The 26,122-nt window shown below is 70.3% G+C and carries 17 protein-coding genes; 6 read left to right on the forward strand and 11 right to left on the reverse strand.

All coding sequences use genetic code 11. From position 1 onward, the window contains the following. Nucleotides 1–166: 166 nt before the first annotated feature. Together ABII15_RS32110 and ABII15_RS32115 are read left to right on the forward strand one after the other, a co-directional pair. On the forward strand, nucleotides 167–706 hold the full coding sequence (locus ABII15_RS32110) for a hypothetical protein (protein WP_353945778.1): 540 nt from the start codon (nucleotides 167–169) through the stop codon (nucleotides 704–706). A 462-nt stretch (nucleotides 707–1,168) separates the two neighbouring features. Further along, entirely contained in the window at nucleotides 1,169–2,038 is an 870-nt protein-coding gene (locus ABII15_RS32115; protein WP_353945779.1) for a hypothetical protein, read from the forward strand. 26 nt (nucleotides 2,039–2,064) lie between these two features. Here ABII15_RS32115 and ABII15_RS32120 read toward each other — a convergent pair whose 3' ends face one another. From ABII15_RS32120 to ABII15_RS32130, 3 genes are all read right to left on the reverse strand, one after another. Further along, the gene (locus ABII15_RS32120) at nucleotides 2,065–2,328 is read right to left on the reverse strand and encodes a hypothetical protein (protein ID WP_353945780.1); all 264 of its coding nucleotides are present in this window, start codon (nucleotides 2,326–2,328) and stop codon (nucleotides 2,065–2,067) included. A gap of 194 nt (nucleotides 2,329–2,522) precedes the next feature. Continuing rightward, nucleotides 2,523–5,162: a cellulose binding domain-containing protein gene (locus ABII15_RS32125; RefSeq protein WP_353945781.1), complete on the reverse strand. Its 2,640-nt coding sequence runs from the start codon at nucleotides 5,160–5,162 to the stop codon at nucleotides 2,523–2,525. A gap of 109 nt (nucleotides 5,163–5,271) precedes the next feature. Further along, nucleotides 5,272–8,175 carry a glycoside hydrolase family 48 protein gene (locus ABII15_RS32130; protein ID WP_353945782.1) on the reverse strand — a complete coding sequence of 968 codons (2,904 nt, stop codon included), beginning with the start codon at nucleotides 8,173–8,175 and terminating at the stop codon, nucleotides 5,272–5,274. Nucleotides 8,176–8,420: 245 nt separating this feature from the next. Between ABII15_RS32130 and ABII15_RS32135 the strand changes: the two genes are divergently transcribed. The 3 genes from ABII15_RS32135 to ABII15_RS32145 all read left to right on the forward strand — a co-directional run bounded on the left by ABII15_RS32135 (nucleotide 8,421) and on the right by ABII15_RS32145 (nucleotide 12,779). Then, nucleotides 8,421–9,896: a cellulose binding domain-containing protein gene (locus ABII15_RS32135; protein ID WP_353945783.1), complete on the forward strand. Its 1,476-nt coding sequence runs from the start codon at nucleotides 8,421–8,423 to the stop codon at nucleotides 9,894–9,896. A gap of 110 nt (nucleotides 9,897–10,006) precedes the next feature. Continuing rightward, nucleotides 10,007–11,746 carry a glycoside hydrolase family 6 protein gene (locus tag ABII15_RS32140; RefSeq protein WP_353945784.1) on the forward strand — a complete coding sequence of 580 codons (1,740 nt, stop codon included), beginning with the start codon at nucleotides 10,007–10,009 and terminating at the stop codon, nucleotides 11,744–11,746. A gap of 118 nt (nucleotides 11,747–11,864) precedes the next feature. Further along, entirely contained in the window at nucleotides 11,865–12,779 is a 915-nt protein-coding gene (locus tag ABII15_RS32145) for a class I SAM-dependent methyltransferase (RefSeq protein ID WP_353945785.1), read from the forward strand. A gap of 69 nt (nucleotides 12,780–12,848) precedes the next feature. Here ABII15_RS32145 and ABII15_RS32150 read toward each other — a convergent pair whose 3' ends face one another. The 7 genes from ABII15_RS32150 to ABII15_RS32180 form a co-directional block, all read right to left on the reverse strand. Next, nucleotides 12,849–13,727, reverse strand: a complete 879-nt coding sequence (locus ABII15_RS32150; protein WP_353945786.1) for an aldo/keto reductase — start codon at nucleotides 13,725–13,727, stop codon at nucleotides 12,849–12,851. A gap of 39 nt (nucleotides 13,728–13,766) precedes the next feature. Continuing rightward, nucleotides 13,767–14,504, reverse strand: a complete 738-nt coding sequence (locus tag ABII15_RS32155) for an ABC transporter ATP-binding protein (RefSeq protein WP_353945787.1) — start codon at nucleotides 14,502–14,504, stop codon at nucleotides 13,767–13,769. After that, nucleotides 14,504–17,167 (reverse strand): ATP-binding cassette domain-containing protein, encoded by a 2,664-nt coding sequence (locus ABII15_RS32160; protein WP_353945788.1) that lies wholly within the window; start codon nucleotides 17,165–17,167, stop codon nucleotides 14,504–14,506. Before ABII15_RS32160 ends, ABII15_RS32155 begins: the two co-directional genes overlap by 1 nt. A gap of 22 nt (nucleotides 17,168–17,189) precedes the next feature. Further along, complete coding sequence (locus tag ABII15_RS32165) at nucleotides 17,190–18,443, reverse strand: ABC transporter substrate-binding protein (RefSeq protein ID WP_353945789.1); 1,254 nt, start codon at nucleotides 18,441–18,443, stop codon at nucleotides 17,190–17,192. 88 nt (nucleotides 18,444–18,531) lie between these two features. Next, nucleotides 18,532–20,838, reverse strand: coding sequence for an FdhF/YdeP family oxidoreductase (locus ABII15_RS32170; protein ID WP_353945790.1), 2,307 nt, complete (start codon nucleotides 20,836–20,838; stop codon nucleotides 18,532–18,534). 76 nt (nucleotides 20,839–20,914) lie between these two features. After that, nucleotides 20,915–22,741 (reverse strand): long-chain fatty acid--CoA ligase, encoded by a 1,827-nt coding sequence (locus tag ABII15_RS32175; RefSeq protein WP_353945791.1) that lies wholly within the window; start codon nucleotides 22,739–22,741, stop codon nucleotides 20,915–20,917. A gap of 348 nt (nucleotides 22,742–23,089) precedes the next feature. Then, complete coding sequence (locus ABII15_RS32180) at nucleotides 23,090–23,947, reverse strand: LysR substrate-binding domain-containing protein (protein WP_353945792.1); 858 nt, start codon at nucleotides 23,945–23,947, stop codon at nucleotides 23,090–23,092. Nucleotides 23,948–24,071: 124 nt separating this feature from the next. Between ABII15_RS32180 and ABII15_RS32185 the strand changes: the two genes are divergently transcribed. Next, nucleotides 24,072–25,127 (forward strand): bile acid:sodium symporter family protein, encoded by a 1,056-nt coding sequence (locus tag ABII15_RS32185; RefSeq protein WP_353945793.1) that lies wholly within the window; start codon nucleotides 24,072–24,074, stop codon nucleotides 25,125–25,127. Nucleotides 25,128–25,268: 141 nt separating this feature from the next. On the opposite strand, the gene fdhD is transcribed toward ABII15_RS32185, so the two are convergent. Then, complete coding sequence (gene fdhD, locus ABII15_RS32190) at nucleotides 25,269–26,117, reverse strand: formate dehydrogenase accessory sulfurtransferase FdhD (protein ID WP_353945794.1); 849 nt, start codon at nucleotides 26,115–26,117, stop codon at nucleotides 25,269–25,271. Between the last annotated feature and the right edge of the window lie 5 nt (nucleotides 26,118–26,122).

Genomic DNA, 26,122 nt, shown 5'->3' on the forward strand with positions numbered 1-26,122 from the left:
GATTCATTCTCCAGCTCGGCCGGGGGATCAATTCCACGGGCCGGCGGGTGGTGTACGTCGCTTGTCGGTGGCTGGGCGGCGAGACGCAGTCAGCGAAGCTCAACTTTCTCTCAGCGCACAACCGTTGACGGCATACGGCGCGCGCCAGGCGGACACCATCGTCGGCATGACACCCGCAATCACCACCCTCATCTCCGCCTGCATCGCTGGCGTCGCCGCCTTTATCGCCCTCCACGCTGCCCGCGGCAACGCGGCACGCGCCGGCTTCGACCTGGCGCGCGCCCTCTACAACGACCTCACCACCGACGCTACTGCCGAATCCCGCAGCAACCTCGAGTTCTACCGCCGCGGTAACGCTCCCGCAGACCAACCGCTGGCAGAGATCATGAACCACTACTTCGCCCTCCTGTGGCAATTCGAAAAGGTCTACGCAGGACGCGAATCCCTCGCCAGGCAGCAACGACTCAACGGCACGGGACCCGCTGTCCGCTTCCTCGACGACATGATCGGCTACCACGTCAGCGAATGGGGATCCCGCTGGCTTCAGCTCCACAACCTCATCGACAACCAACTCGGCCCACACGACAACCTCGACGATCGGCACACCCTCCAGAGCTTCTGCAAACTCGCCGATCACTTCCCTCAGGCCCGCGAAGCCACCCAAGCGATCCGCGCAGCTGTCCCCGGCACGGACCACAACGACTAGGGCCTCCCTTAGGGATCTTGATATTTGAGTCCCGGCCCAGCGCGTAATCCGATGGCCGCATTCCGCGCTGAGTCCGTGCGGTCGGTGGAATGACACAGCGCACTGTGGACCCGGCGACAGTCACGCCCGAGATGGCCTCTCAGATCCGTACCTGGCCGGTGGATGGGGACCTCGCACCGCCTGGATCCCTCGTCTCCGTGGATGTGCGGGATCGCATTGAGGAATGTGAAAGGTGTCGGGCCTCAGGAACGGAGCCGCCACCGTGACGGAGCAATCCCCTGAACGCGGCGCTGCTTACCGCGGAATTCGCGTCAGCCACACTGGCAACGGCTTGTCGTAGGGGCTGGTGCCCCGCGGCAAATGCGCCGGGTACATGCACCCCGTTGGCTGAATTGCGCACTTGTCGACAATTCAACCGGGCCCCACCCTGACCAGGTCGACCGACAACCACAGGGGGAGCAGATGGCGATCTTCGGCAAGGGCAACAGTGATCTGTTACGGCAGACCCTCGCCCAATTGGGAAGAATCGGCGAAGACCTCGCCGCACTCAAACAGCAAGTCGCCGACCAGCAACACGCCATCGACCAGACCCGGCGCGAAGCCAACGCCGCGATCGCGAACGGCCTCACCGACAACCGGGCAGCCATCAGCACCGGCCTTACTGGCGCCCGGTCCGTGATCCGAGAAGGCCTCGACGAAATCAACGGCAGATTCGGCGACGCACTCACCCGCATCGGCTCCGAACTCGGTGTCATCCACGACGGCATCAATCATCTCGAAGGCGAGCTCGAACCCCCGGCACCCCGCCAGTCGGCACCCATGGCCGACGGCGTGGCCGAATCCGCCCCAGAACCACAACACGAACCGGCACCCGACACTGTCGAAGCCCACGAACCGGCGCCCGCACCCGAGCAAGTGGCGCCCGCACCAAACCCCGGAATCCTCCGAGCCGCCGCCGGCATCGCTCACGCCACCCTCGAAGCTCACCGCGACACCTGGGCCTTCCTCATCCAAGTCGCAGGCAATGAACAGCACTTCCACATTCCTGGCAAGGTCGACGCCCACAAAGGCTTCGTGAATGTCCGTGTCTCCGGCCCCAGCCTCGTGGCCGCCATCACCAGCCTCAACCAGGTGACCCACACCGCCGACAGCCCCGTCACACAGGCCATCGCCGACCACATTCACGGCAAAATCACCCAGGCTGTGCAGGCCATCATCGACAATCCGCGCACCAACGGCGATGGGACCCCCGTCCGCATCGTCATCGATGACCGCGCACAAGCCGACCAAGGCGGCGACGATCAAGGCGGGGGCCAGGCCAGTCGCGACTAGACACGATGTCGCTCCGTCGATTTGCGTCAGGAGGGCAGCAGCTCCGGCTCCAACAACGTGAGCCGATACGGATCCGGCAGCGGTGGCATCGGCACACGGAACGCCTTACCCAGGAGGTGGCGGGTGATCGTGTCCCGCTCCCGCTCGTCACGGCTGGCCGGGAGCGCCAGGATGAGGCGGCCACCCTCCGAAAGCACATAGCCGAAGAACTCGCGGTCCGTGATGCGGGTCTCCACCAGCTCCACATCCAGGTCGGCGAGGAGCTGGGGGACGGGGGTAGTGAGGAGCATCGACGTCGACGGGCGCTTCGGCCTACTCAGGGGCACATGCTGTTGAGCCAAGCGGGTTGGCATTCGGATTCCTCGTCTCATTGCGGGGTGGATGGATCCCTGACCTGTGAGTTCGTGCTCGTGGATCGTTGAACTGGCTGGGCGGGTGATGACCGTCCGGCCAGTTGCCGTTCTGCCGCAGAATCGAACGGCCCTCAGGTGACCGAGCAGCTCTGTCCGTCCAGTTTGAAGGCCGTCGGTCTTCCGTTCGCCGTGCCCGGCCGTGTACCCGTGAAGCCGAACGCCGCCGAACTCCCGGCCGCCACCGCCCCGTTCCAGCTCACGTTCTTCGCCGTGACCGACGCGCCGGACTGGGTGGCGGAGGCGTTCCACGGCTGGGAGATCTTCTGGCCGTCGGGGAACGTCCAGTCGAGTGACCAGCCGGACCACGCGGTCGTGCCCGTGTTGGTCAGGGTGACGTCCGCCTGGAAGCCGCCCGGCCACTCGTTCGTCACCTTGTACGTGACCGTGCAGGCCGCCGGCGTGCCGGGGGAGCCGGGGACGTCCGCCGTGTCGCCGTAGATGACGCCCCGGCCGTTCGTCGACACGTACACCCGGCCGTACACGCGCGGGTCACCCGTGATCGCCGCGCCGGTCCAGCCCCACTGGTGCGCGTCGTCGTTGACCCGCGTCCACGTCGCGCCCGCGTCCGTCGAGCGGAAGATGCCGCGCACCCCGCCGATCCTCGCGCTCGCGTACAGCGTCGGGTAGGAGGCGCCGGGCGCGGCCTTGCCGAAGCCGACGGTGTCGGCCTGCTGCACGTTCGACAGCTTGGTGAACGTCGCTCCGCCGTCCGTCGAGTGCCACAGCCCGTACGCGCCCGTGGCCGAGCCGCCGGCCAGCCAGATGTCGCCCTTCGCGCCGGGCACCGCCTTGAAACGGACCGGCCCGTCCGTCGGCAGCCCGCTCGACGCCTTCGCCGTGAACGTCCTGCCGCCGTCCGAACTGGCGTAGAAGGTGCCCGACTTGAAGGCGTAGAAGACCGCGGCGTCCGCGCGGTCCGACTCGACGACCGCGCCCGCGGGCACTCCGCCCGCCGCCGTCCACGACGACCCCGTACCCGTCTGCACCCCGGCGCCGTCCGGGCTCCACACGACGCGCCCGCCGTCGGCCGACACCGCGACCGTGCCGCCGCCGGTGACGCCCGACGGATCGGCGCCCGCCGCGTGCCAGGTGGCGCCGTTGTCCTGGGAGAGGGCCACGTGCGGGCCCGAGTCGACGTTCCCCGCGCGCACCACCACGTCCGGCTCGCTCTCCGCGAAGTCCAGGCTCGTGCCGGAGGTGACGTTCGGGGAGGTGAACATCATCGACGGCACCTTCGTCAGGTCCGTGTGCCGGAAGCCGCCGATGTCACCGAGCGCGGAGAGCAGCGGCGCCCCGGACGGCGGCGACACCAGATCGTTGACCGCTGTCTCCTCCAGCCCCTTGACCATGGGGGAGATCGTGAACGTACCGCCGCTGTCCCACTTGCCGAGATCCTCGGTGCCGTAGACCGTCGCGCCCGTCCCGTACATCATCCGGTCCGAGTCGAACGGGTCGATCTCCAGCGCCTCCGTCATCCAGCCCAGCTTCGGCGTCTGCTCGGGCGGCGACGGGTTCGCGCCCCACGACAGCCAGGGCACCGACGAGACGTCCATGGTGTAGCGGTTCGCGCGGTTCGGGTACGACGTGTAGTCCCACGCCTTCGTCCAGGTGCCGCCGCTGTCCGTGGAGCGGAAGATCAGTGTGTCCGGCCACCAGGAGCTGTAGCCCGACACCATCACCGTGCCGGGGTGCTGCCGGTCGAGCGTCAGCCCGCTGAAGCCGTAGTAGGTGTCCGCCTCGGCGACCGGGCTGACGTCCTTCCACTGGCCGGTCCTCGTCGCGTACCGCCACACCCGGCCCTTGCCGCCGTCGTAGGGGCCGCCCTTGTCGCTGTAGGCGATGTACAGATAGCCGTTCTCGGCGTCGAGGACGCTCTTGTGCGGGAGGTGGCCGGTGGGCTGGCCCGCCACCCGCTCCCAGGTCGCGCCCGCGTCGGTCGAGCGGTAGACGGAGTTGTCCTGGTCGGCGACGCCGACGTAGAGCGTCCTGGTGCGGTCCGAGCCCGTCGCCGACGACTCGTCGAACGTCACCCACACCACACCCTGGTTGTCCGAGGCGTACCCGGAGGTGTCGGACGGGTCCTGCCGGTAGGTGCCGGGGTTGGGGAAGGCCGTGACCTGCGACCAGGTCACCCCCGCGTCCGTCGACCGCCACAGGCCCTTGCCGCTGGGCGCGCCCAGGTAGAGGACCTTGTCGTCGTGCGGGTCGATCGCGAGCCGCTCGCCCATGCCGCGGCCCGGCATGTTGCCGCCCAGCTTGAAGGGCAGGTCCGTCTTCTTCCAGGTGGCGCCGCGGTCGGCCGAGCGCAGGACCGCGCCGTCGCCGGGATCCCAGTCGTTGGTGTACGTGCCGACGGCCGCGTACACCCTGTCCGGGTCGACGGAGTCGCTGGCGAGGGAGGCCACACCTGTGTGACCCCAGTCGTCCCAGCCGACCGAGTCCAGGAGCGGGGTCCAGGACCGGGTGTCCTGGTTCCAGCGGTAGGCGCCGCCGATGTCGGTGCGGGCGTAGGCGAGGTTCTTCTCGGAACGGTTGAAGACGATGCCGGGGACGAACCCCCCGCCGTCGACGCGGGCGTTCTTCCAGGTGTACGTGTCGGCGGCGGGCCCGGCCTTCGGTTCCGCCGCCGTGGACAGCTGAGTACCCGTCAAAAGACTTGCGGTGAGGGCCAGTACGGCGCTCAGGAGAAGGCGTGTGCGTGGTCGTGGCATGGAGGGTCCCGGGGGTGAGGGCGGGGAGGGGACGAGCGGTGGCCGGGCGGCCTCCGGGGAGGGAGGCCGCCCGGCTCCTCTGGGCGCGGAGCCGCTGCCGGGCGGGGCGTTACTCGAGCAGCTCCGCGTACGAACCCATGGCGAGCGCGATGTCCGCCTGGGCCCAGAACCGGTGGTACGTGAACGTCGGCGCCGCGCCGCCGGCCAGATAGGCCGCGACCTTCGGCCAGTTGGGGTCGTCCTCGTAGAAGGAGCGCAGCGAGGAGAACGTCGACGACGAGTTGATCGCGTCGCCGTTCGGCATGGTGCCGGTCCAGCCGGACGGCACGTACACCGTGTCGCCGAACCGGCTGTAGTCGGCCCGCGTCTCGGGCACCGCGATGCCGAGCGCGTCCCGGTCGTTCTCCCACATGCCGTCGAGCAGCGCCTTCGCCGTCGACTTGGCCTGCGCGTCCCCGGACCGGGCGGCGTAGTAGGTCAGCGTCTTCGCGTACGCGGCCGCCACGCCCACGTCGTTCGTGTAGTCGGCGACGGAGACGTGAAGTGACGCGTTGGCGCCGGGAGTCGACGCGTTCCAGGTGTCCGGCTTGCCGGACCACTTGAGGGTGGAGGGGATCCGGAAGGTGCCGTCGGGGTTGACCGTCGTCTCGGACAGGGCCCAGTCGACCCACTTGTCCAGGACCGTCTTCGCGTCGGCGTCGCCCGTCTGCTGGTAGTACTCGGCGACGCGCTCCATCGACCACGCCTGGAAGCCGAACCACTGGTTCGACGGCGGGTCGTGGTAGACCGGCGCCTCGTCGTAGTACATGCCGTAGAAGGTCGGCGTGCCGGACGGAGGCGTCGCGTACCGCCCCTGCCAGCTGTTCGTCGCACCGCCGGCGATGGCGCCCTCGTCCGACTGGAGCCAGCGGTAGAACTCCAGCTGCCGGTCGAGCGACTTGGCCCAATCCGCCTGCCCGGTGGCCGACTTGGGCTTCAGGTCGGCGGACGAGGAGAGGGCGTACGCGGCGAGCGGGTTCTGGTACCCGCCGTGCGTGTGGCTGGAGCCGATGCGCCAGGCCCAGCCCGCCGAGGTGTCGGTGGCGCCGCCCCACGCGTAGTACCAGGACAGCAGATAGTGCGAGGCGTCCTTGCCGGTACCGGCCGGGCAGCTGCTCGCACCGGCGCAGCCGCCCACCTTCTTGAAGTACTTGTCGTACATGGCGTAGCGCAGATAGTCGCCCATCTTCGCGGCCTTGCCGACGGTGGCCGACACCGCGGAGCCCTTGCCCTGCTCCTTGGCCCACACGTCCGCCCAGTACGCGGCCTGCACGGCACGCGCGTCGGCGTCCGGCGCGTCCGTGTACTTCCACTGTTTCGCGTACGACGAGTCACCGGTGAACAGGTCCAAGTAGCCGTTCTTTCCGCCGTACTTGAACGCGTCACAGGTGGGCTGCGGAACCGTCTCCCACACCGACTCCTGCGCGCCGCGCTGGAAGGTGTTGATGTAGGACGGTCCGGTCGCCGTCGGGCCCGCCTCGCACTTCCCGGGCTCGTTGCCGTAGCCGTACGTGTTGTCGACGTCCTGGAGCCAGTGCATGCCGTAGACGTCGTCGGTGCCGTACGCGCTCTTCAGCTCGGCCGCGATCGGGTCGGTGCCGACCGGCACCGACGGATCCAGCTTCGCCGGGTACTGCGACGGCAGATCCTCCTCGGGCGCGTACGTCGCGGGCTTGGACGCGTTGTAGAAGGAGTTCGTCGGCTGGTCCGCGTGCGTGGGGATCATGTACTTCTCCATGATCTCCCAGGCGCCGTTGAACTTCGACCAGTCGCCGCTGACCTTGCCGTACATGGCCTGGAGCCACAGCAGGTACGAGTACGCCTCGGAGGTCGTCTCGTGGCCCTGGTCCGGCGCCTCGACGATCAGCGTCTCCACCGAGTGGTACGGGATGCCCTCCGGCGAGAAGTAGCCGTTCGCCGGATCGGTGATCTTCCCGTAGAGGTCGAGGAAGCGCGTGTCGTACTCCGAGCCCGCCGCGAGCTGGGTGACCGTGACCGTCGCCTTGGTGTGACCGGGCGCGCCGACCGTGAACGTGGCGGCGCCGGTGCCCGAGGAGTCCGCCGCGACGGTCACCTTCTGCGCCGAGTTCCAGTTCGACGGCGTGAAGGTGAGGCTCGCGCCGGAGGAGACGGACAGGCCCGTGTTGCCGCCGGTGCGGGCCGTCGTGACCGTCACGTTCGCCGCCGGCTTCGTCGACAGCTTCACGTCAAAGGTGCCTGACTTCCCCTGCTGGACGGCGAGTTGGGACGGCGTCGCCGTCACCGCGGGGCCTGCCGCGACCGTGATGCCGACCGGCGTCGACTCGCCGGACGCGCCCTTCCCGTCGTACGCCCTCGCGTACAGCGAGTGCGTGCCCGCCGCGAGGGAGTCCGTCCCCAGCTCGTACGGGGACGTGGTGTCGGTGCCGAGCAGCGTCGTGTCGTCGTAGAACTCGACCTTGGTGATGCCCGCCCCGTCGGCCGCCGCCGCGGTCGCCGCGAGCGGCACCTTGTCACCGGCCGTGTAGACGGCTCCGGCGGCCGGGCTGGTGAGCACCGTGACCGGCGGCTGATGCGCCCCCGCGCAGGTCGTTCCATTGATCGCGAAATCCGTGGGGGCTGAATTCGAGCCGCTGTAAGCGAATTGCGCACCCGTGCTCGCGGCGGCTCCCGCCGCGATCTTTCCGTTGTATCCGGCGTCCTTCACCGTCACCTTCTTGCCGGATTGCGACCAGGTGCCGTTCCAGCCATTGGCGAGTTTCTGGTCACCGGCGTAGGAGTAGGTGAGGGTCCAGCCGTCGATCGCCGTCGAGCCTCGATTGGTGATCGTCAGATCGGCGGTGAAGCCGGAGCCCCAGTCGTTGGTCCTGTAGTCGACGCCGCACTCAACTGCCGCTGCCTGAGCGGTGGTTGGGAGTACTGCGAGCGTGGCGAGGGGTAGTGCTAGTGCTGCCGCGACAGCGGTCCATGGCCGCCGGGCCCGTCTCTTGGGCATGCCCTGGTCCTTCTCTCGGTGGGGGTGAACCTGTGAACCAGTGGGAGCGCTCCCAGGATGATGAGGAGTCAAATGGGGGTCAAGAGACTTGAAGAGTCGAATTAATTCGACAGTACTTTTCCGTAACGCCTCTGTTGCTTGACCGCAGTTCCTTCTCTACAGTCCACCGAACAACCAGTGGGAGCGGTTCCATCAGTCGACGCGCCGGCTTTCCGCCGTCGCGCCCGAGCTGCAAGGAGTCGCTCATGCGACACCCCCCGCGCTACGTGTCACTGTGGGCGTGCGCCGCACTCGCGGCGGCCGCGCTCGTCCCGCTGACCGGATCCGCGTCCGCGGCCGCACCCGCCTGCTCGGTGGAGTACTCCGTCACCTCGCAGTGGAACAGCGGCTTCCAGGGCGCTGTGAAGGTCACCAACAACGGCGCCGCGAAGGACAGTTGGAGCCTGTCCTTCGACTTCGCCGACGGACAGAAGGTCACCCAGGGCTGGAGCGCCAAGTGGTCCCAGTCCGGCACGACGGCGACCGCGGCCAACGAGTCCTGGAACGGCACGCTCGCCTCGGGCGGCAGCGTGTCGGCCGGATTCCTCGGCTCGTGGTCCGGCGCCAACACGGTGCCGAAGACCTTCAGGCTGAACGGCGTCACCTGCAACGAGGACATCACCGATCCGACGGATCCGACCGATCCCACGGACCCCGGTGACGGCACCGCCCCCGCGCTGAAGGCGTCGGGGAACAAGCTCGTCGACGCCGGCAGCGGAGCCACCCGCCGGATCCTCGGCGTGAACCGCTCCGGCGGCGAGTTCATGTGCGTCCAGGGATACGGGATCTTCGACGGCCCCGTGGACGACGCGTCGGTGAAGGCCATCGCCGACTGGAAGGCGAACGCCGTCCGCATCCCGCTCAACGAGGAGTGCTGGCTCGGCCTCGACAACATCAAACCCGAGTACGGAGGTGCGAACTACCAAGCGGCCATCAAGGACCTGGTCACCAAGGTCAAGGCGCACGGCATGACGCCGATCCTCGAACTGCACTGGTCCAACGGCCAGTACACCGGGAACTCGGCCGGCTGCTCCGACGTCCACGCGACCTGCCAGAAGCCGATGCCGGACGCCCGGTACGCACCCGCCTTCTGGTCATCGGTGGCCGGCGCCTACAAGGACGACCCGACGGTCGCCTTCGACCTGTTCAACGAGCCGTACCCGGACCGCGCCACCACCACCCTCGATCAGGCATGGGCCTGCTGGAAGGACGGCGGCACCTGCCCCGGCATCGGCTACGAGGTCGCGGGCATGCAGGACCTCGTCGACGCCGTCCGCACGGCCGGCGCCGGCAACCTCATCCTCATCGGCGGGCTCGCCTACTCCAACGACCTGCGGCAGTGGCTCGCCCACAAGCCGGCCGACCCGGCCGGAAATCTCGCCGCCGCCTACCACGTCTACAACTTCAACACCTGCGCCGGTGAGAGCTGCTGGGACGAACAGCTCGCGCCCGTCGCGGCCCAAGTGCCGCTGGTGGCCGGGGAGATCGGCGAGAACACCTGCTCCCACGCCTTCATCGACCGGGTCATGAAGTGGTTCGACGACCGAAAGCTGTCGTACCTCGGCTGGACCTGGAACACCTGGGACTGCGCCTCCGGCCCCTCGCTCATCAGTGACTACGACGGCACACCGACCGCGTTCGGCGCCGGTCTGCGCGACCACCTGCGAGCCGTCACCGGCTGAACCGAGCCACCACCACCTGAACCAAGCCGTCACCGGCCGCACCAAGCCGTCACCGGCCGACTCAAGCCATCGATCAATCGACCCAAGGAACAGAAAGGGACACCCCCACCATGAGCCGTACCGTGAACAGCCGTACCAGACTGAGAGGCAGTACCGCGCTCGCCGCGGCGCTCGTCCTCTCCGGCGCCGCCTGCGTGGGCACCGCCGTCGCCGCCCCCGACAGCGCCGCCGCGCCCGCCTGCACCGTGGACTACAAGGTCCAGAACCAGTGGGACACCGGGTTCACCACCTCCGTCTCCGTCACCAACAACGGCGCCGCGGTGAGCAGTTGGAACCTCACCTGGTCCTTCGCCGGCAACCAGAAGGTCAGCAGCGGCTGGAACGCGGACATCTCCCAGTCCGGCGCCGCCGTCACCGCCAAGAGCCTCTCCTACAACGGCACCCTCGCCACCGGCGGCTCCACCTCCTTCGGCTTCAACGGCACGTACAGCGGCACCAACGCCGTGCCCACCGCGTTCAAGCTGAACGGCGTCACCTGCAACGGGGACAGCGGGCCGACGGACCCGACCGATCCCACGGACCCGACCGACCCGAGCGGCCGCGTCGACAACCCGTACGCGGGCGCCAAGGTCTACGTGAACCCGGAGTGGAAGGCCAAGGCCGCCGCCGAGCCCGGCGGCAGCGCGGTGGCGAACCAGCCCACCGGTGTCTGGCTCGACCGGATCGCCGCGATCGCCGGTGTCGGCGACGGCATGGGCCTGCGCGACCACCTCGACGCGGCCCTCGCCCAGAAGGGCAGCGGCGAGGAAGTCGTCCAGCTCGTCATCTACGACCTGCCCGGCCGCGACTGTGCCGCGCTCGCCTCCAACGGCGAGCTCGGCCCGAACGACATCGACAGGTACAAGAGCGACTTCATCGACCCGATCGCCGCGATCCTCGCCGACTCCAAGTACGCGGGCCTGCGCATCGTCACGACGGTCGAGATCGACTCGCTGCCCAACCTCGTCACCAACGTGAGCGGCCGCCCCACGGCCACCCCCAACTGCGACACCATGAAGGCCAACGGCAACTACCAGAAGGGCGTCGGCTACGCCCTCGACAAGCTCGGCGCCATCCCGAACGTCTACAACTACATCGACGCCGGCCACCACGGCTGGCTCGGCTGGGACGACAACTTCGGCCCCTCCGCCGAGCTGTTCAAGACCGTCGCCACCAGCAACGGCGCGCAGCTCTCCGACGTCCACGGCTTCATCGTGAACACGGCGAACTACAGCGCCCTCAAGGAGGACCACTTCGGCATCGACGACTCGGTCAACGGCGTCTCGGTCCGCCAGTCCAAGTGGGTCGACTGGAACCGCTACACCGACGAGCTGTCGTACGCCCAGGCCATGCGGACCAAGCTGGTCTCCCTCGGCTTCGACCAGAACCTCGGCATGCTGATCGACACCTCCCGCAACGGCTGGGGCGGCTCGGCCAGGCCCACCGCGGCGGGCGCCAAGACCGACGTGGACACGTACGTGGACGGGGGCCGCTACGACCGCCGCATCCACCTCGGCAACTGGTGCAACCAGTCCGGAGCCGGACTCGGTGAACGCCCGCAGGCCAGCCCCGCCACCGGCATCGACGCGTACGTGTGGATGAAGCCGCCGGGGGAGTCGGACGGCTCCAGCACCGCGATCGCCAACGACGAGGGCAAGGGATTCGACCGGATGTGCGACCCCACGTACACCGGTAACCCGCGCAACAACAACCACCTGTCCGGGGCGCTGCCGAACGCGCCGGTGTCCGGGCACTGGTTCTCCGCCCAGTTCCAGGAATTGCTGAAGAACGCCTACCCGCCGGTCCGGTAGGCCGGTCGCGGGCCCCGCTTTTGCGCATTCGGCAACTCGGCTTGCCCGGCGCGGCGGGGCCCGCGCACGCTGGAAGCACCACCGGCACCACAGCGGGACGAAGGGCGGCGACGCACAGATGGCACACGGCCACGACCACGGGCACGAGCAGGGCCACGGGCACGGACACGGTCACGCGCACGACCACGGCAAGGACATGGACTGGTCCCAGATGATCCCGCACCTGGAGCGCGGCGCGGAGGTCTACGCCCCCCTGTACACCGAGGCCCTGTCCTGGCTGCGCGCGTCGCGGCCCGGCGGCACCGGACTGATCGTCGACGCGGGCGCGGGCCCCGGCGCGATCTCCCTGCAACTGGCCCAGGCCTTCCCGGACGCCCGGATCATCGCCGCCGACCCGGAGGAGGCCCTGCTCGCCCGGGCCACCGAGCGGTTCGCCGCGGCCGGCCTCGCCGACCGCACCGGCACCCTGCGCGTGGAGCTGCCCGACGCGGTGGACGAGCTGCCGGACGACGCCGATCTGATCTGGGCGGCGCGGTCGCTGCACCACGTCGGCGACCAGCGGGCCGCGATCGCCGCCCTCGCCGGCCGGCTCGCCCCCGGCGGCACCCTCGCCCTCGTCGAGGGCGGCCTGCCGCTGCGCAGCCTGCCCCGCGACTTCGGCATCGGCCGCCCAGGCCTGGAGACGCGGGCGGACGCCATCGAGGACGAGTGGTTCGACGAGATGCGCCGCTCGTTGCCCGGCGCCGAGCAGCACGTCGAGGACTGGCCCGCCCTCCTCACGGCCGCCGGACTCGAGGGCGCGCAGTCCCGCACGTTCCTCCTCGACCTCCCGGCGCCCCTGTCGGCGGCCGGCCGCGAGATGTTGGTCGACATGTGGCAGCGGCGCCGCGGCGTCTTCGAGGAGGCCCTGGCCGCCGACGACATCGCGGCCCTGGACCGGCTCCTCGACCCGGAGGACGAGCTGGGCCTGTACCGCCGCGAGGATGTGTTCCTGCTGGTCGCGCACACGGTGCACACCGCCGTGAAGGGCTGAGGGACCGCACGGCGAAGGCCCCCGGCGCATGCTCGCGCCGGGGGCCTCGTCGTACCGGGGTGCCGGGAATCAGGCCACGTCGAACTCCGCCGGGTTCGGGCCGAGCCGCCGGTCCTCGTTGAGCGCGGAGATCGCGCCGAGGTCCTCGGTGTCCAGCTCGAAGCCGAAGACGTCGATGTTCTCCGCGATGCGCGACGGCGTCACCGACTTCGGGATCACCACGTTGCCCAGCTGGACGTGCCAGCGCAGGACGACCTGGGCCGGCGTACGGCCGTGCTTCTGGGCGATCGCCACGATGGCCGGGACCTCCAGGAGGCCCTTGCCCTGGCCGAGCGGCGACCAGGCCTCGGTCGCGATGCCCAGCTCCGCGTGGCGCTCGCGCGAGGCGTGCTGCTGGAGGTGGGGGTGCAGCTCGATCTGGTTGACCGCCGGGATGATCGAGGTCTCCGCCGTCAGCCGGTCCAGGTGCTCCGGCAGGAAGTTCGAGACGCCGATGGCCTTGGCGCGGCCGTCCGCGTAGATCTTCTCGAACGCCTTGTACGTGTCCACGTACAGGTCCTTGGACGGCAGCGGCCAGTGGATCAGGTACAGGTCCACGTAGTCGAGACCGAGCTTGTCGAGGGACTGGTCGAAGGCGCGGAGCGTCGCGTCGTGACCCTGGTCCGCGTTCCACAGCTTGGTGGTGACGAAGAGCTCCTCGCGGGGCACGCCCGACGCGGCGATCGCCTTGCCGGTGCCCTCTTCGTTGCCGTAGATCGCGGCGGTGTCGATGCTCCGGTACCCGGCCTCAAGCGCCGTCGCGACGGCCCGCTCGGCCTCGTCGTCCGGCACCTGCCACACGCCGAAGCCGAGCTGGGGCATCTCGACGCCGTTGTTCAGGATGATCGGGGGAACCTTGCTCACGAGGTGTCGTTCCTTCGCGTTGTGAGTCAACAGTCGTACTCCCATGGTCAACGATCACGGGCCCCCGCGCATTCCTGCGCGGGATCAACTCTGTGCCGCAGAGTGATCCCCTTGTGCCCCCAGATACGCCTCGCGCACCCTGCGGTCCGCCCGCACCGCCTCCGGGGCGCCCTCGGCGAGCACCGTCCCGAGGTCGAGGACCACGACCCGCGAGCACAGCTCCATCACGAACGCCACGTTGTGCTCGACGAGCAGCACCGCGCACCCGGACTCCTCGGCGAGGCCGCGCACCACGGACGCGAGCAGCTCCCGCTCCCCGGCCGTCATGCCCGAGGCCGGCTCGTCCAGGAGCAGCACCCGGGGCCGGTCGGCGGCGGCCCGCGCCAGCTCCACCATGCGGGCCCGGCCGACCGGCAGCGTGCCCGCCCAGGCGCCGGACACATCGGTGAGCCCGCACGCGTCGAGCAGCCCGTCCGCGCGCCCGGCGTCCGCGCCGCCGCGCCGCCACTCCTGCGCGACGAGCAGATTGTCCGCGACGGTGAGCTGCCCGAACAGCTGCTGGCGCTGGAACGTGCGGCGCATCCCGTGCCGCGCCCGCCACACGGGGGAGCGGCGGGTGATGTCCGTACCGTCGAGCAGCACCCGGCCCGCGTCGGGCCGCCGGATCCCCGAGACGACATCGAAGAACGTCGTCTTGCCCGCGCCGTTCGGGCCGATCAGCCCGCACACCTCGCCGGCCGCGAGCCGCAGGTCCACGCCATCGAGGGCGCGGACGCCGCCGAACCGCACGCCGACGCCCTCGACCTCCAGTACGTGACGCATCAGCGCTCCGCCTTCCCGGCCGCCGCGATCCCGAGGTACGCGTCCGTGAGCCGCTCCGTCTCGACCTGTTCGCGCGGCCCGCACCAGGTGACCCGGCCCTGCGTGAGATACGCCACGGTGTCCGCGACGCCGAGGATCTCCGACGCCTTCTCCTCCACGAGCAGCAGCCCGGTGCCCGCGTCGCGGAGTTCGGCGAGCAGCCGGTACACCTCGTCGACGACGCGGGGCGCGAGGCCGAGCGACGGCTCGTCCGCGATCAGCACGCGCGGCGGTGCGTGCAGCAGCGGCGCCAGCGCGAGCAACTGCTGTTCGCCGCCGGAGAGCGAGCCGGCCGCCACCTCGCGCCGCGCGGCAAGACCGGTGAAGCGCGCGTACACCGCCGACCGGTCCTTCTTGAGCGGCAGCCGCAGGGCGAGGTTCTCGTCGACCGTCAGCGACGGGAAGATGCCGCGGCCCTCCGGTGCCAGCACGACCCCGGCCCGCGCCCGGCGCACCGCCCCCTGCCGTCCGGCCGCCGCCCCGGCGACGTACACCTGGCCGTGCGCCGGGGCCAGCAGTCCGGCCGCCACCTTGCACGTGGTCGACTTCCCGGAGCCGTTGGGCCCGAGCAGCGCCACGATCTCTCCCGGGCGGACGGTCAGGCCGACGCCCCGGAGGACCGGCGCGCCGTCGTATCCGGCCTGTACGCCGACGAGTTGGAGCGCGGCGTCCGGGTCCGGGCCGCCGCCGGAGACCGGCTCCCCGTCCACCGCGACGGTCGCGCGCCGCCGGTGCCCGCGCACGGAGAACGCCGCGCAGTATCCGTCCGGGTCGTTGGCGAGCGCCAGCCCGGCGAGGCCGAACAGGATCACCGGGAGCTGCGCCGAATCGGTCACGTAGTCGCTGATCAGGTGGGGGACGACGGCGAAGGTGAGCCCGGCGACCACCGCGAACTGCGGCCGCCGCACCCCGGCCGCGACCACCACCGCGAGCCAGATCAGCCCGGTCATCGCCGTGAAGTCGGTCGCGGTGATACGGGTGTTGTACGACGCGTACATCACGCCGCCGAACCCGGCGAGCCCCGCCGAGAGCGTGAACAGCAGCAGCTTGGTGCGGACGACGGACACCCCCGACGCCATCGCCGCCGCCGGTGCCGAGCGCACCGCCAGCATCGCCCGCCCGGCCCGTGAGCCGCGCAGCGCGCCGAGCCCCGCCACGGCCGCCGCGCACAGCACCAGCATCGCCACGCCCATCGCCCGGTCGTCGCCCAGGTCGACGGGGCCGAGGACCGGGCGGGGGATCTCCCACCCGGTGTCGCCGTTGCGCAGCGGGCCCATCTGGAACAGGACCTGGTCGGCGAGGAAGGCGAGGGCCAGCGTGGCCAGGGCCAGTGAACGCCCGCCGAGCCGCAGCGCCGGGAGGGCCACCAGGGCGCCGAGCACGGCGGCCGCGCACGTCCCGATCAGCGCCGCCCCGAGGAACGGCACCCCGTGGCTCATCAGCAGCCCGGCGACCAGTGCCGCGCCCGTCACGAAGGTGGCCTGCGCGAGCGAGACCATCGCGCCGAGCCCGGTGACCACGGTGAACGACATGAACACCAGGGAGATCGCCAGGCCCTGGGCGAGGATCCCGCTCCAGAACGGCGTGGTGACGGTGTAGAAGGCGACGGCCAGCAGCGCGCCCGCCACCGCCCACGGTCCCCACCGCCGCGCCCACGGCTTCCCCGCCAGATAGTCCACGGGCGGCGCCTCCACCGCGGCCGTGCCCGCCGTGCGCTGCCGCCGGGTGAGCAGCAGCAGCCCGGCGAACAGGATCAGGAACGGCACCGCCGTGCGGAACCCGGTGATCCGCTCGGCGAACGAGGCGTACCCGGCGACCAGGTTCTGCAGCACGCCGAGTCCGAGCCCGCCCGCGAAGGCGAGCGGCACGGACAGGAACCGGCCGAGCACCGCGGCCGTCGCCGACACGAACAGGAAGAGCGTGAAGTCGTGCGAGGAGAGACCGAGCAGGGGAGTGGCGAGCACCCCGGCGAGCCCCGCGAGGCCCGACGACAGCATCCAGGCCACCGACGACAGCCGGTCCGCGCTCAGCCCGCGCAGTTCGACGAGGGTGCGGTTGTCGACGGTGGCCCGCAGCCGGAGCCCCAGCGTCGTGCGGCGCAGCAGGATCCACAGGCCCAGCGCGACGACGGCGGTCGTCACCCACGTGATCAGCTGGTCGGAGTCGACGCCGACGCCGTCCATCAGCGGCCAGTTCTTCGCCGGGCTCGGCCCGACCCCCGGCAGCCCGAACTGGTTCTCCGCGGGCAGCACGGCCGCGCCCGCGTCGTCGAGCAGCTCGACCGCCCACAGGCCGAGCGCGGGCAGCGCCACGAGCAGCCCGATCGTGGCGACGATCTGCGCGGTCTCCCCGACCCGCGCCAGTTTGCGGAACATCAGCCGGTCGAGTCCCCAGCCGAGGGCGGGCGCCACCACCAGGACGAGCAGCAGCGCGGTGGGCACCGCGGGCCAGCCGAGGCCCGAGTGCAGTTCGTAGAAGGCGAGCGCGCAGAGGTAGGCGGTGGCGCCGTGCGCGAAGTTGAACAGCCCCGACGCCGAGTAGGAGAGCACGAGCCCGGTGGCGAGCAGCGCGTACAGCGCACCCGACACGAGCCCGCTCAGGACGAAGGCGAGCAGGTCGGTCATGCGAGAAGCCCTTCAGACGGACCTACGTGAACGGGATCGGCGTGTAGCACTTGAACGGCGACGACACCGTGTACGCCCCGCCCTTGAGCTGCACCAGCGCTCCGCAGCCGAACGACTCCTTCTGCCCGGCGGGCAGCCGTCGGCTCCCCACCAGCGTCCCGGAGTCCGAGAACCCGTTCGCCGCCTTCTGGAACGACGCCACCGTCAGGTCCTTGCCGGCCTTCCGCGCGACGGCGAGGAAGAGATCGGCGCTCATGTAACCGGTCATCATGTGCATGTTCAGCGGGACCTTCTTGCCCGCGGCCTTCTCGATGTCGGCCTTGAACTGCTTCATCCGGGGCGAGTCCGACTCGAACGGCTCGAAGGACAGCAGCACGTGCACCCCGTCGAGCGCCTGTTTCGTCGCGCTCTTCGCGAGCAGCCCCGGGTCGTAGTCCGTCGGATCGGTGAGCACCCCCTTGAAGCCGGTGCGCTTGACGGCCGTGAACAGCCCGATGTTGTACGGGGTCTGCATGACGGAGACGACCACGTCGGGCGCCTTGCCGCCGTCGCTGCGCAGCAGTTCCTTCGTGTACGCCGACCAGTCGCTCGGCACGGACGTCGCGGGCACCGATGCCTTGGCGTACGTCACCTTGTAGCCCGCCGAGGCGAAGGACTGCTTGTAGGTGCGGATGGCGAAGGTGCCGGCGTCGTTGTCGTTGGCCAGGATCGCGACGGTCCTTCCCTTCGAGCCGTCCGTGACGTTCTTCAGGCCCTCCGGCCAGGTCTGCGAGATGGTGCCGCCCGGCATCGGCACCATGCAGCCGCCGAAGCCGTAGATGTAGGTCGGTCCGCAGAACGACGGCAGGGTGCCCCAGCCGAACGTCGGCACCTTCTGCTTCTGCAGGAAGTCCGCCCCGGAGAACGTCACCGAGCTCATCGGCGCGATCGCGAACACCTTCTCCTGCTGGACCAGCTTGCGGGCCGCGGCCAGGTTCTTCGCCGGGTCCTGGCCGTCGTCCTCCGCACCCAGGTAGTCGATCCTCCGGCCGTTGACCCCGCCCTCCGCGTTGGCGCGGTCGAAGCGGGCCTTCGCGCCCAGGTCGGTGTCCTTCTTGCTGTATCCGCTCGCGGTCGTCATCGAGACGATGCCGCCGACCTTGATGGAGTCGTCGCTCACTCCCCGTACCGAGGCGCCCTTGCCGTCCGGCGAGGAGTCGGTGGCGGTGGAGTTGCAGGCGGTGGCGAGCAGGAGCGCCGCCACAGTGGCGGTGATGGCGCGGATCGGTCGCGACACGGTCGGGCCCCCTCCGTCGAAGTGAGGGTGATTCTGTGTCCGACCTGATGAACCGTCAATAACTGACGCGTCGCTGATTGATGAACCGTCAGATCTGTTGTCGCCGCACCTCGACCGCCAGGTGCTTCATCAGCGGCTGATCGCTCTGCGGGCTGAAGTCGCCGATCGCGCACAGGACGTTGAGCTCCGGCATGTAGCCCACGGCGCAGCCGCGCGGCAGGTCGTACGGCACCGCGCGGTAGCCGTGCACCGACCGCCGCGACCCGTCCCGCGCCACCGAGGTGATGTCGACGAGATCCATGTCCGCCAGGCCGCGCTCGCGCATGTCGTCCGCGTTGAGGAACACCAGCGTGCGCAGGTTGCGCACGCCCCGGTAGCGGTCGTCGGAGGAGTAGATCGTGGTGTTCCACTGGTCGTGCGAGCGGACCGTCGCCAGGGTCAGCAGGCCCACGCCGGGGCTGGGATCCGGCAGCGCGGCCAGCGAGAACTCGGCCCGCCCGGACGCCGTCAGGAAGATCCGCTCCCGGGCCGGCTGCCGCAGCCGGAACCCGTGCGGGCCGCGCACCCGCCGGTTGAAGTCCTCGAACCCGTCGAGCGCGCGCTGCATGGTGTCGCGGATCCGGTCGTAGTCGCCGGTGTACTCCTCCCAGGGCGTCGCGGAGTCGGGCAGCACGGCCCGCGCCATCCGGGCGATGATCGCGGGCTCGGAGAGCAGATGCGAGGACGCGGGCCGCTTCATGCCCCGCGACAGGTGCACCATGCTCATCGAGTCCTCGACCGAGACCGCCTGCGGCCCGCCCTCCTGGAGGTCCTTCTCGGTGCGGCCCAGACAGGGCAGGATCAGCGCCCTGCGCCCGTGCACCAGGTGCGAGCGGTTCAGCTTGGTCGACACCTGAACCGTCAACTCGCAGTTCCGCAGGGCCTCTTCGGTATAGACGGGGTCGGGGGCGGCCCGTACGAAGTTGCCGCCCATGCCGACGAACACCGTCGCCTCACCGGCGTGCATCGCCTCGATGCCGCGCACGGTGTCGAGGCCCGGCTCGCGCGGCGGGTCGATGCCGCACGCCTCGGCGAGCCGGTCCAGGAACTCCTTCTTCGGCCGGTGGTCGATGCCGCACGTGCGGTTGCCCTGGACGTTGCTGTGCCCGCGGATGGGGCACGGGCCCGCGCCCTCCCGGCCGACGTTGCCGCGCAGCAGCAGGAGGTTCACGATCTCGCGGACCGTGTCGACGCCGTGCTCCTGCTGCGTGATGCCGAGACACCAGCTGATCACCGTACGGGCGGAGCCGAGATAAACCTCGGCGGCCTGTTCCATGGCGTCGCGGCTCAGGCCGCTCGCCGCCTCCAGGTCCGCCCACTCGGTCCCGGCGCACAGGTCGCGGTAGGCCTCGAAGCCCTCCGTGAAGCGGTCCAGGAACTCCCGGTCGACCGCCTTCGGGTCCCGCTCGGCGCGCTCCAGGACGTGCTTGGCGATGCCGCGCAGCAGGGCCAGATCGCCGCCGATGCGCGGCTGGAGGTTCAGGGTGCCGGTCCTGGTCGCCTTGAAGGTGGCCATCGCGGCGAAGTCGTGCGGCACGATCGTGCGGCCCGCCGCCGCCTCCACCAGCGGGTTGATGTGCACGATCTGCGCCCCGCGGTCGTAGGCACGGGCGAGCGTGGTGATCATGCGGGGGACGTTCGACGCGGCGTTCACGCCCATCACGAACAGCGCGTCCGCCTGGTCGAGATCGTTCAGGTCGACGGTGCCCTTGCCGGTGCCGAGCGCCGCGGTCAGCGCCCGGCCGCTCGCCTCGTGGCACATGTTCGAGCAGTCGGGCAGGTTGTTGGTGCCGAACTCACGGGCGAAGAGCTGGTAGAGGAACGTCGCCTCGTTGCTCAGCCGGCCCGAGGTGTAGAACAGCGCCCGGTCGGGGGAGTCGAGGCCGCGCAGCGTCTCGCCGACGATGCCGAAGGCGGTCTCCCACGACACCGGCACGTACGTGTCGGTGCCGGCGTCGTACGCGAGCGGGCCGACCAGCCGGCCCTGGTCCTCCAAGTCGTGGTCCGGCCACGCGGCCAGCTCGGTCACCGTGTGCCGGGCGAAGAACTCGGCGCCCGCGCGCTTCGGCGTCATCTCCCAGGTGGAGTGCTTGATGCCGTTCTCGCACAGGTCGAGCGTCAGCCCGTGCTGGTCGTCGGGCCAGGCGCACCCCGGGCAGTCGAAGCCGCGGTCCGGGTGGTTCATGGTCGTCATGATCCGCGCGCTGTTGACCGGCTCCTTCGCCTTCGCCAGCACCTTCCCCACGGACTTCGCCGCGCCCCAGCCCGCCGTGGGGTGGTGGTAGGGCTCGTGCGAGGGCTCGCCGCCGGACGGTCCGTAGCCGCCGTTCGGGGTCGCGGGGGGTGCGCTGCTCATCGTTCGGCCTTCCGCAGGTTCCGGGTGCCTCACTGACGAACGTACGGGAAGGTCCGGATCGGTGCCCGCCGGAAGGTCACCCGCGGTACAGCGCCTCGACCTCCGACGCGTACGCCGTCTCGATCGCCTTGCGCTTCAGCTTCAGGGACGGCGTGAGCAGGCCGTGCTCCTCGCTGAACTGGTGGGCCAGTATCCGGAAGGTGCGGATCGACTCGGCCTGCGACACCAGCGTGTTCGCGGCCACGACGGCGCGCCGCACCTCCATCTCCAGGTCCGGGTCGCGCACCAGCTCGGCCGGGTGCATCATCTGCTTGCCGCGCATGCCCAGCCAGTGCTCGACCGATTCCGCGTCGAGGGTGACGAGCGCGGCCACGTACGGGCGGTCGTTGCCGACGACGATGCACTGGGCGACCAGCGGATGGTCGCGCACCCGCTCCTCCAACTGCTGCGGCGAGACGCTCTTGCCGCCGGAGGTCACCAGGATCTCCTTCTTGCGGCCGGTGATGGTCAGATAGCCGTCCTCGTCGAGGGCGCCCAGGTCACCGGTGGCGAGCCAGCCGTCGTGCAGGGTGCCGTCGGTCGCCTTCGGGTCGTTGAGGTAGCCCTGGAAGACATTGCCGCCGTAGAGCCACACCTCGCCGTCGTCGGCGATGTGCACGGTGGTGCCCGGGATCGCCTGGCCGACCGTGCCGTAGCGGGTCTGCTCGGGCGGATTGGCGGTCGCCGCGGCCGTCGACTCGGTCAGGCCGTAGCCCTCGTAGATCGCGACGCCCGCGCCGGCGAAGAACAGGCCGAGCCTGCGGTCCATGCCGCTGCCGCCGGACATGGCGTGCCGGATCCGGCCGCCCATCGCCTCGCGCACCTTGGAGTAGACGAGCTTGTCGAAGACGGAGTGCTGCATGCGCAGCGAAGCCGACGGGCCGGAACCCGTGCCGAACGCCTTCGCCTCCTGCGCGTCCGCGTACTTCACGGCGCACTCGACGGCCTTGTCGAACGCCCCCGATCTGCCTTCCTTCTCGGCCTTTCTGCGGGCCGCGTTGAAGACCTTCTCGAAGATGTACGGGACCGCGAGGATGAACGTCGGACGGAAGGCCACGAGATCGGGCAGGAGCGCGGCCGCGTTCAGCTGCGGCTGGTGGCCCATCTTCACCCCGCCGCGCACCGCCGCCACCTGCACCATCCGCCCGAAGACGTGCGCCAGCGGCAGGAACAGCAGGGTGGACGCCACCCGCTCCCGCTTGGAGGCGAACACCGGCTCCCAGCGCGCCACCATGGTGTCGGCCTCGAACATGAAGTTCGCGTGCGAGATGACACAGCCCTTGGGGCGGCCCGTCGTGCCCGAGGTGTAGATGATCGTGGCGGTGGAGTCCGGGGTCACCGCCTTGCGGTGTCGGTGCACCGTCTCGTCGTCGATGTGCGTGCCGGACGCGCTCACCTGCTCCACCGCGCCGCCGTCCAGCTGCCACAGCCGGCGCAGATGGGGAAGCTTGTCGATGACCGTGGCGATGGTCATCGCGTGGTCCTCGTGCTCCACGACCGCCGCCGACACCTGGGCGTCGTACAGCGTCCAGAAGACCTGCTCGGCCGAGGACGTCGCGTAGATGGGGACGACCTGGGCGCCGACGGTCCACAGCGCGAAGTCGAACAGCGTCCACTCGTAGCGCGTACGGGACATGATGGCGACCCGGTCACCGAACCTGATGCCCTGCGCGAGCAGGCCCTTGGCCAGCGCCAGGATCTGGTCCCGGAACTCGGCCGAGGTCACGTCGCGCCACTGGCCCTCGGCGTCCTTGCGCCCGAAGGCGACATGGCCGGGGTCTTCGAGGGCTCGGTCGAACACGGCGTCGGCCAGGCCGCCCACCGGCGGTGCCGACGCCAGAGCGGGGGTGGTGAACTCACGCAATGTTGCTCCTTGTGGCGCTCCGCACAGCGTCGGCGACGGTACCGGACCGCGCGCCCCGGCGGGAGAGGGTCCGTCTCACCGATGGCGCGCGGAATATGCACAGGTCAGCCGTTTAAATGCGGCCACAAGGGAAGCGGCGGGACAGATTACTTACCTTTCAGTAAGTTTCGGTGGCGTAATCTCCCGGCGCTCTTCACCGTTCACCGTCGGTCTCCACCGAATCTGTACGGAGAGGTCACCGGGGACGCCCTGGCGTGGGGACCGCCTTTTTGGACGGAGCGGTCGGTTCCACTAGCGGGCCTCCCGGGACCGTACCAGGGTGATCATCGGGAATCCCCCGCTCCGCGCCTATCCGGCAGCCCGGTGCAACCGCTCCCCGCCACCCAGGATCGCCTGCGCCAGCACGGCCCCCGGCCCCCGCTCGGCGGCCCCCCGAAGCACGAAGTCGACCTCCCCGAGCTCCGGCAGCCCCACCCGCTCCGGCACCCGCACGAGCCCCGGCGGAATGAGCCCCCGGGAATGCGCCATCACCCCGAGCCCGGCCCGCGCCGCCGCGATCAGCCCGTTCAGCGAACCGCTCGTACAGGCGATGCGCCAGGCCCGCCCGTGCCGCTCCAGCGCCTCCAGAGCCAGCGCCCGCGAGATCCCCGGCGGCGGATACACGATCAACGGCACCGGCCGCTCCGGATCGATCCGCAGCCGCTCCGAGCCGATCCACACCAGCCGGTCGTGCCACACGGACTGCCCGCCCGGGTCCTCGGGCCGCCGCTTGGCGAGCACCAGATCGAGCTTGCCCGCGTCCAGCTGCTCGTGCAGCGTCCCGGACAGTTCGACGGTCAGCTCCAGGTCCACCTCGGGATGTTCGACGCGGAACGCCTCCAGGATCTCCGGCAGCCGGGTCAGCACGAAGTCCTCCGAGGCGCCGAACCGCAGCCGCCCGCGCAACCGCGTCCCCGTGAAGAACGCGGCGGCCTGCTCGTGCACCTCCAGGATCCGGCGCGCGAACCCGAGCATCGCCTCCCCGTCGGCGGTGAGTTCCACGGAGTGCGTGTCCCGCGTGAACAGCGTCCGCGCCGTCGCGTCCTCCAGCCGGCGCACGTGCTGGCTGACCGTCGACTGCCGCAGGCCGAGCCGCCGCGCGGCCTGCGTGAAGCTCAGCGTCTGCGCGACGGCCAGAAACGTCCTCAGCTGCCCGGGGTCGTACATGCCCCGACCCTACGCCCGGTCATCACGCGACACGATCACAGTCAGAGCGGTATACCGGATTCCCGATCAAGAAGGAGGGGTGGAGGATGGAGAGGGCACGACCTGAACCGAGAGCAAGGAACCAATGAAACGCCTGAGCTGGCCGTCCTGGATGCCGATCGACCCCTACATCCTGGCGCTGATCGGGACCGTGGGCGTCGCCGCCCTGCTCCCCGCTCGCGGTGGCGCGGCCGACGTGGCGTCCGGCGCCTCGACCGCCGCGGTCGCCTTCCTCTTCTTCCTCTACGGGGCGCGCCTGTCGACCCGCGAGGCGATGGACGGCCTGCGCCACTGGCGGCTCCACATCACGGTCCTGGCCTGCACCTTCGTCCTGTTCCCGCTGCTCGGCCTCGCGGCCCGCGGCCTGGTTCCGGTGCTGCTGCCGCAGAACCTCTACGAGGGACTGCTCTTCCTCACCCTCGTGCCGTCGACGATCCAGTCCTCGATCGCGTTCACCTCGATCGCGCGCGGCAACGTCCCGGCGGCGATCTGCGCGGGCTCCTTCTCCTCGCTCGCCGGCATCGTGATCACCCCGCTGCTCGCGGCGGCCCTGCTCGGCAACAGCGGCGGCGGCTTCTCGGCCGACTCCCTGGTGAAGATCGTGCTGCAACTGCTGGTGCCGTTCGTCGCGGGCCAGTTGCTGCGCCGCTGGGTCGGCGGCTTCCTCACCCGCCACAAGAAGGTCCTCGGCTACGTGGACCGGGGCTCGATCCTGCTCGTCGTCTACACGGCGTTCAGCGAGGGCATGGTCCAGGGCATCTGGCACCAGGTGAGCGCGGTCCGGCTGGCCGGGCTGCTCGTCGTCGAGGCGGTGCTGCTCGCCGTGATGCTGGCGGTGACCTGGTACGGCGCGAAGGCGCTCGGATTCGACCGGGGCGACCGCATCGCGATCCAGTTCGCCGGGTCGAAGAAGTCGCTGGCCTCCGGACTGCCCATGGCGAGCGTCCTGTTCGGCGCCCATGCCTCGCTCGCCGTGCTGCCGCTGATGCTCTTCCACCAGATGCAGCTGATGGTGTGCGCGGTCCTCGCCAAGCGCCGCGCGAAGGACCCCGAGAACACGGGGGCGGACGAGGCACGGGGACACACCCCGGCCGAGGCGGGCGTCGGCGTCACTTCTTCGGCATCAGGCCCGAATCGATGAGGCGGGCAGGGGCGTTCACCTCGTAGGAGCGAGGGCGGGCCCGTGGCGACGGGCCCCGGCGCCGCCGGAGCCGGGGCCCGGCCGACGCAGGGGGCGCTCCCCGTCGCACCGGACCCCGTCCGGCGTGCCGCGGGCTCCGCGTCAGCTCGACGCGGCCGGAACCCTCAGGTCGAGCCGGTGTTCACCCGCGTACACGTTCATGTTGGCGCCCCGCAGGAAGCCGACCAGCGTCAGTCCGGTCTCGGCGGCCAGGTCCACGGCGAGGGACGACGGTGCCGAGACCGCCGCGAGCACCGGGATGCCCGCCATGACCGCCTTCTGCGCCAGCTCGAAGGAGGCGCGGCCGGAGACCAGCAGGACCGACCGGGACAGCGGCAGGCCGCCGTTCTGCAACGCGCGCCCCACCAGCTTGTCGACGGCGTTGTGCCGCCCGACGTCCTCCCTTATGTCGACGAGCGTGCCCGTCTCGTCGAAGAGCGCGGCCGCGTGCAGGCCCCCGGTCCGGTCGAACACCCGCTGGGCCTCGCGCAGCCGGTCGGGGAGCGAGGCCAGCAGCTCGGGGGTGAGCCGGACCGGGGGAGTGTCGGCGATCGGGAAGCGGGCCGTGGTGCGCACCGCGTCCAGGCTGGCCTTGCCGCACAGTCCGCAGGACGAGGTCGTGTACACGTTCCGTTCGAGCGTGATGTCGGGCAGCACGATCCCGGGGGCCGTCCGCACATCCACCACGTTGTACGTGTTCGAGCCGTCCTGGGTCGCGCCCGCGCAGTACACGATGTTCTGGAGGTCGTCGGCGCCGGCCAGCACTCCCTCGCTGACCAGGAAACCGGCCGCGAGCGCGAAGTCGTCGCCCGGGGTGCGCATGGTGATGGCGAGCGGCTTGCCGTTCAGCCGGATCTCCAGGGGTTCCTCGGCGACGAGTGTGTCCGGCCGGGACGAGACCTGCCCGCCCCTGATCCGGATGACCTTGCGCCGTTCCGTGACTCGTCCCATGTCTT

The sequence above is a fragment of the Streptomyces sp. HUAS MG91 genome, assembly GCF_040529335.1.
Taxonomy (GTDB): Bacteria; Actinomycetota; Actinomycetes; order Streptomycetales; family Streptomycetaceae; genus Streptomyces; species Streptomyces tabacisoli.

Excerpts from the sequence above, each read along its gene's own strand:
- fdhD (WP_353945794.1), bottom strand. The coding sequence starts at position 26,117 with ATGGGACGAGTCACGGAACGGCGCAAGGTCATCCGGATCAGGGGCGGG.
- ABII15_RS32130 (WP_353945782.1), bottom strand. The coding sequence starts at position 8,175 with ATGCCCAAGAGACGGGCCCGGCGGCCATGGACCGCTGTCGCGGCAGCA.
- ABII15_RS32115 (WP_353945779.1), top strand. The coding sequence starts at position 1,169 with ATGGCGATCTTCGGCAAGGGCAACAGTGATCTGTTACGGCAGACCCTC.
- ABII15_RS32125 (WP_353945781.1), bottom strand. The coding sequence starts at position 5,162 with ATGCCACGACCACGCACACGCCTTCTCCTGAGCGCCGTACTGGCCCTC.
- ABII15_RS32170 (WP_353945790.1), bottom strand. The coding sequence starts at position 20,838 with ATGAGCAGCGCACCCCCCGCGACCCCGAACGGCGGCTACGGACCGTCC.
- ABII15_RS32110 (WP_353945778.1), top strand. The coding sequence starts at position 167 with ATGACACCCGCAATCACCACCCTCATCTCCGCCTGCATCGCTGGCGTC.
- ABII15_RS32160 (WP_353945788.1), bottom strand. The coding sequence starts at position 17,167 with ATGACCGACCTGCTCGCCTTCGTCCTGAGCGGGCTCGTGTCGGGTGCG.
- ABII15_RS32185 (WP_353945793.1), top strand. The coding sequence starts at position 24,072 with ATGAAACGCCTGAGCTGGCCGTCCTGGATGCCGATCGACCCCTACATC.
- ABII15_RS32140 (WP_353945784.1), top strand. The coding sequence starts at position 10,007 with ATGAGCCGTACCGTGAACAGCCGTACCAGACTGAGAGGCAGTACCGCG.
- ABII15_RS32120 (WP_353945780.1), bottom strand. The coding sequence starts at position 2,328 with ATGCTCCTCACTACCCCCGTCCCCCAGCTCCTCGCCGACCTGGATGTG.
- ABII15_RS32155 (WP_353945787.1), bottom strand. The coding sequence starts at position 14,504 with ATGCGTCACGTACTGGAGGTCGAGGGCGTCGGCGTGCGGTTCGGCGGC.
- ABII15_RS32180 (WP_353945792.1), bottom strand. The coding sequence starts at position 23,947 with ATGTACGACCCCGGGCAGCTGAGGACGTTTCTGGCCGTCGCGCAGACG.
- ABII15_RS32145 (WP_353945785.1), top strand. The coding sequence starts at position 11,865 with ATGGCACACGGCCACGACCACGGGCACGAGCAGGGCCACGGGCACGGA.
- ABII15_RS32135 (WP_353945783.1), top strand. The coding sequence starts at position 8,421 with ATGCGACACCCCCCGCGCTACGTGTCACTGTGGGCGTGCGCCGCACTC.
- ABII15_RS32150 (WP_353945786.1), bottom strand. The coding sequence starts at position 13,727 with ATGGGAGTACGACTGTTGACTCACAACGCGAAGGAACGACACCTCGTG.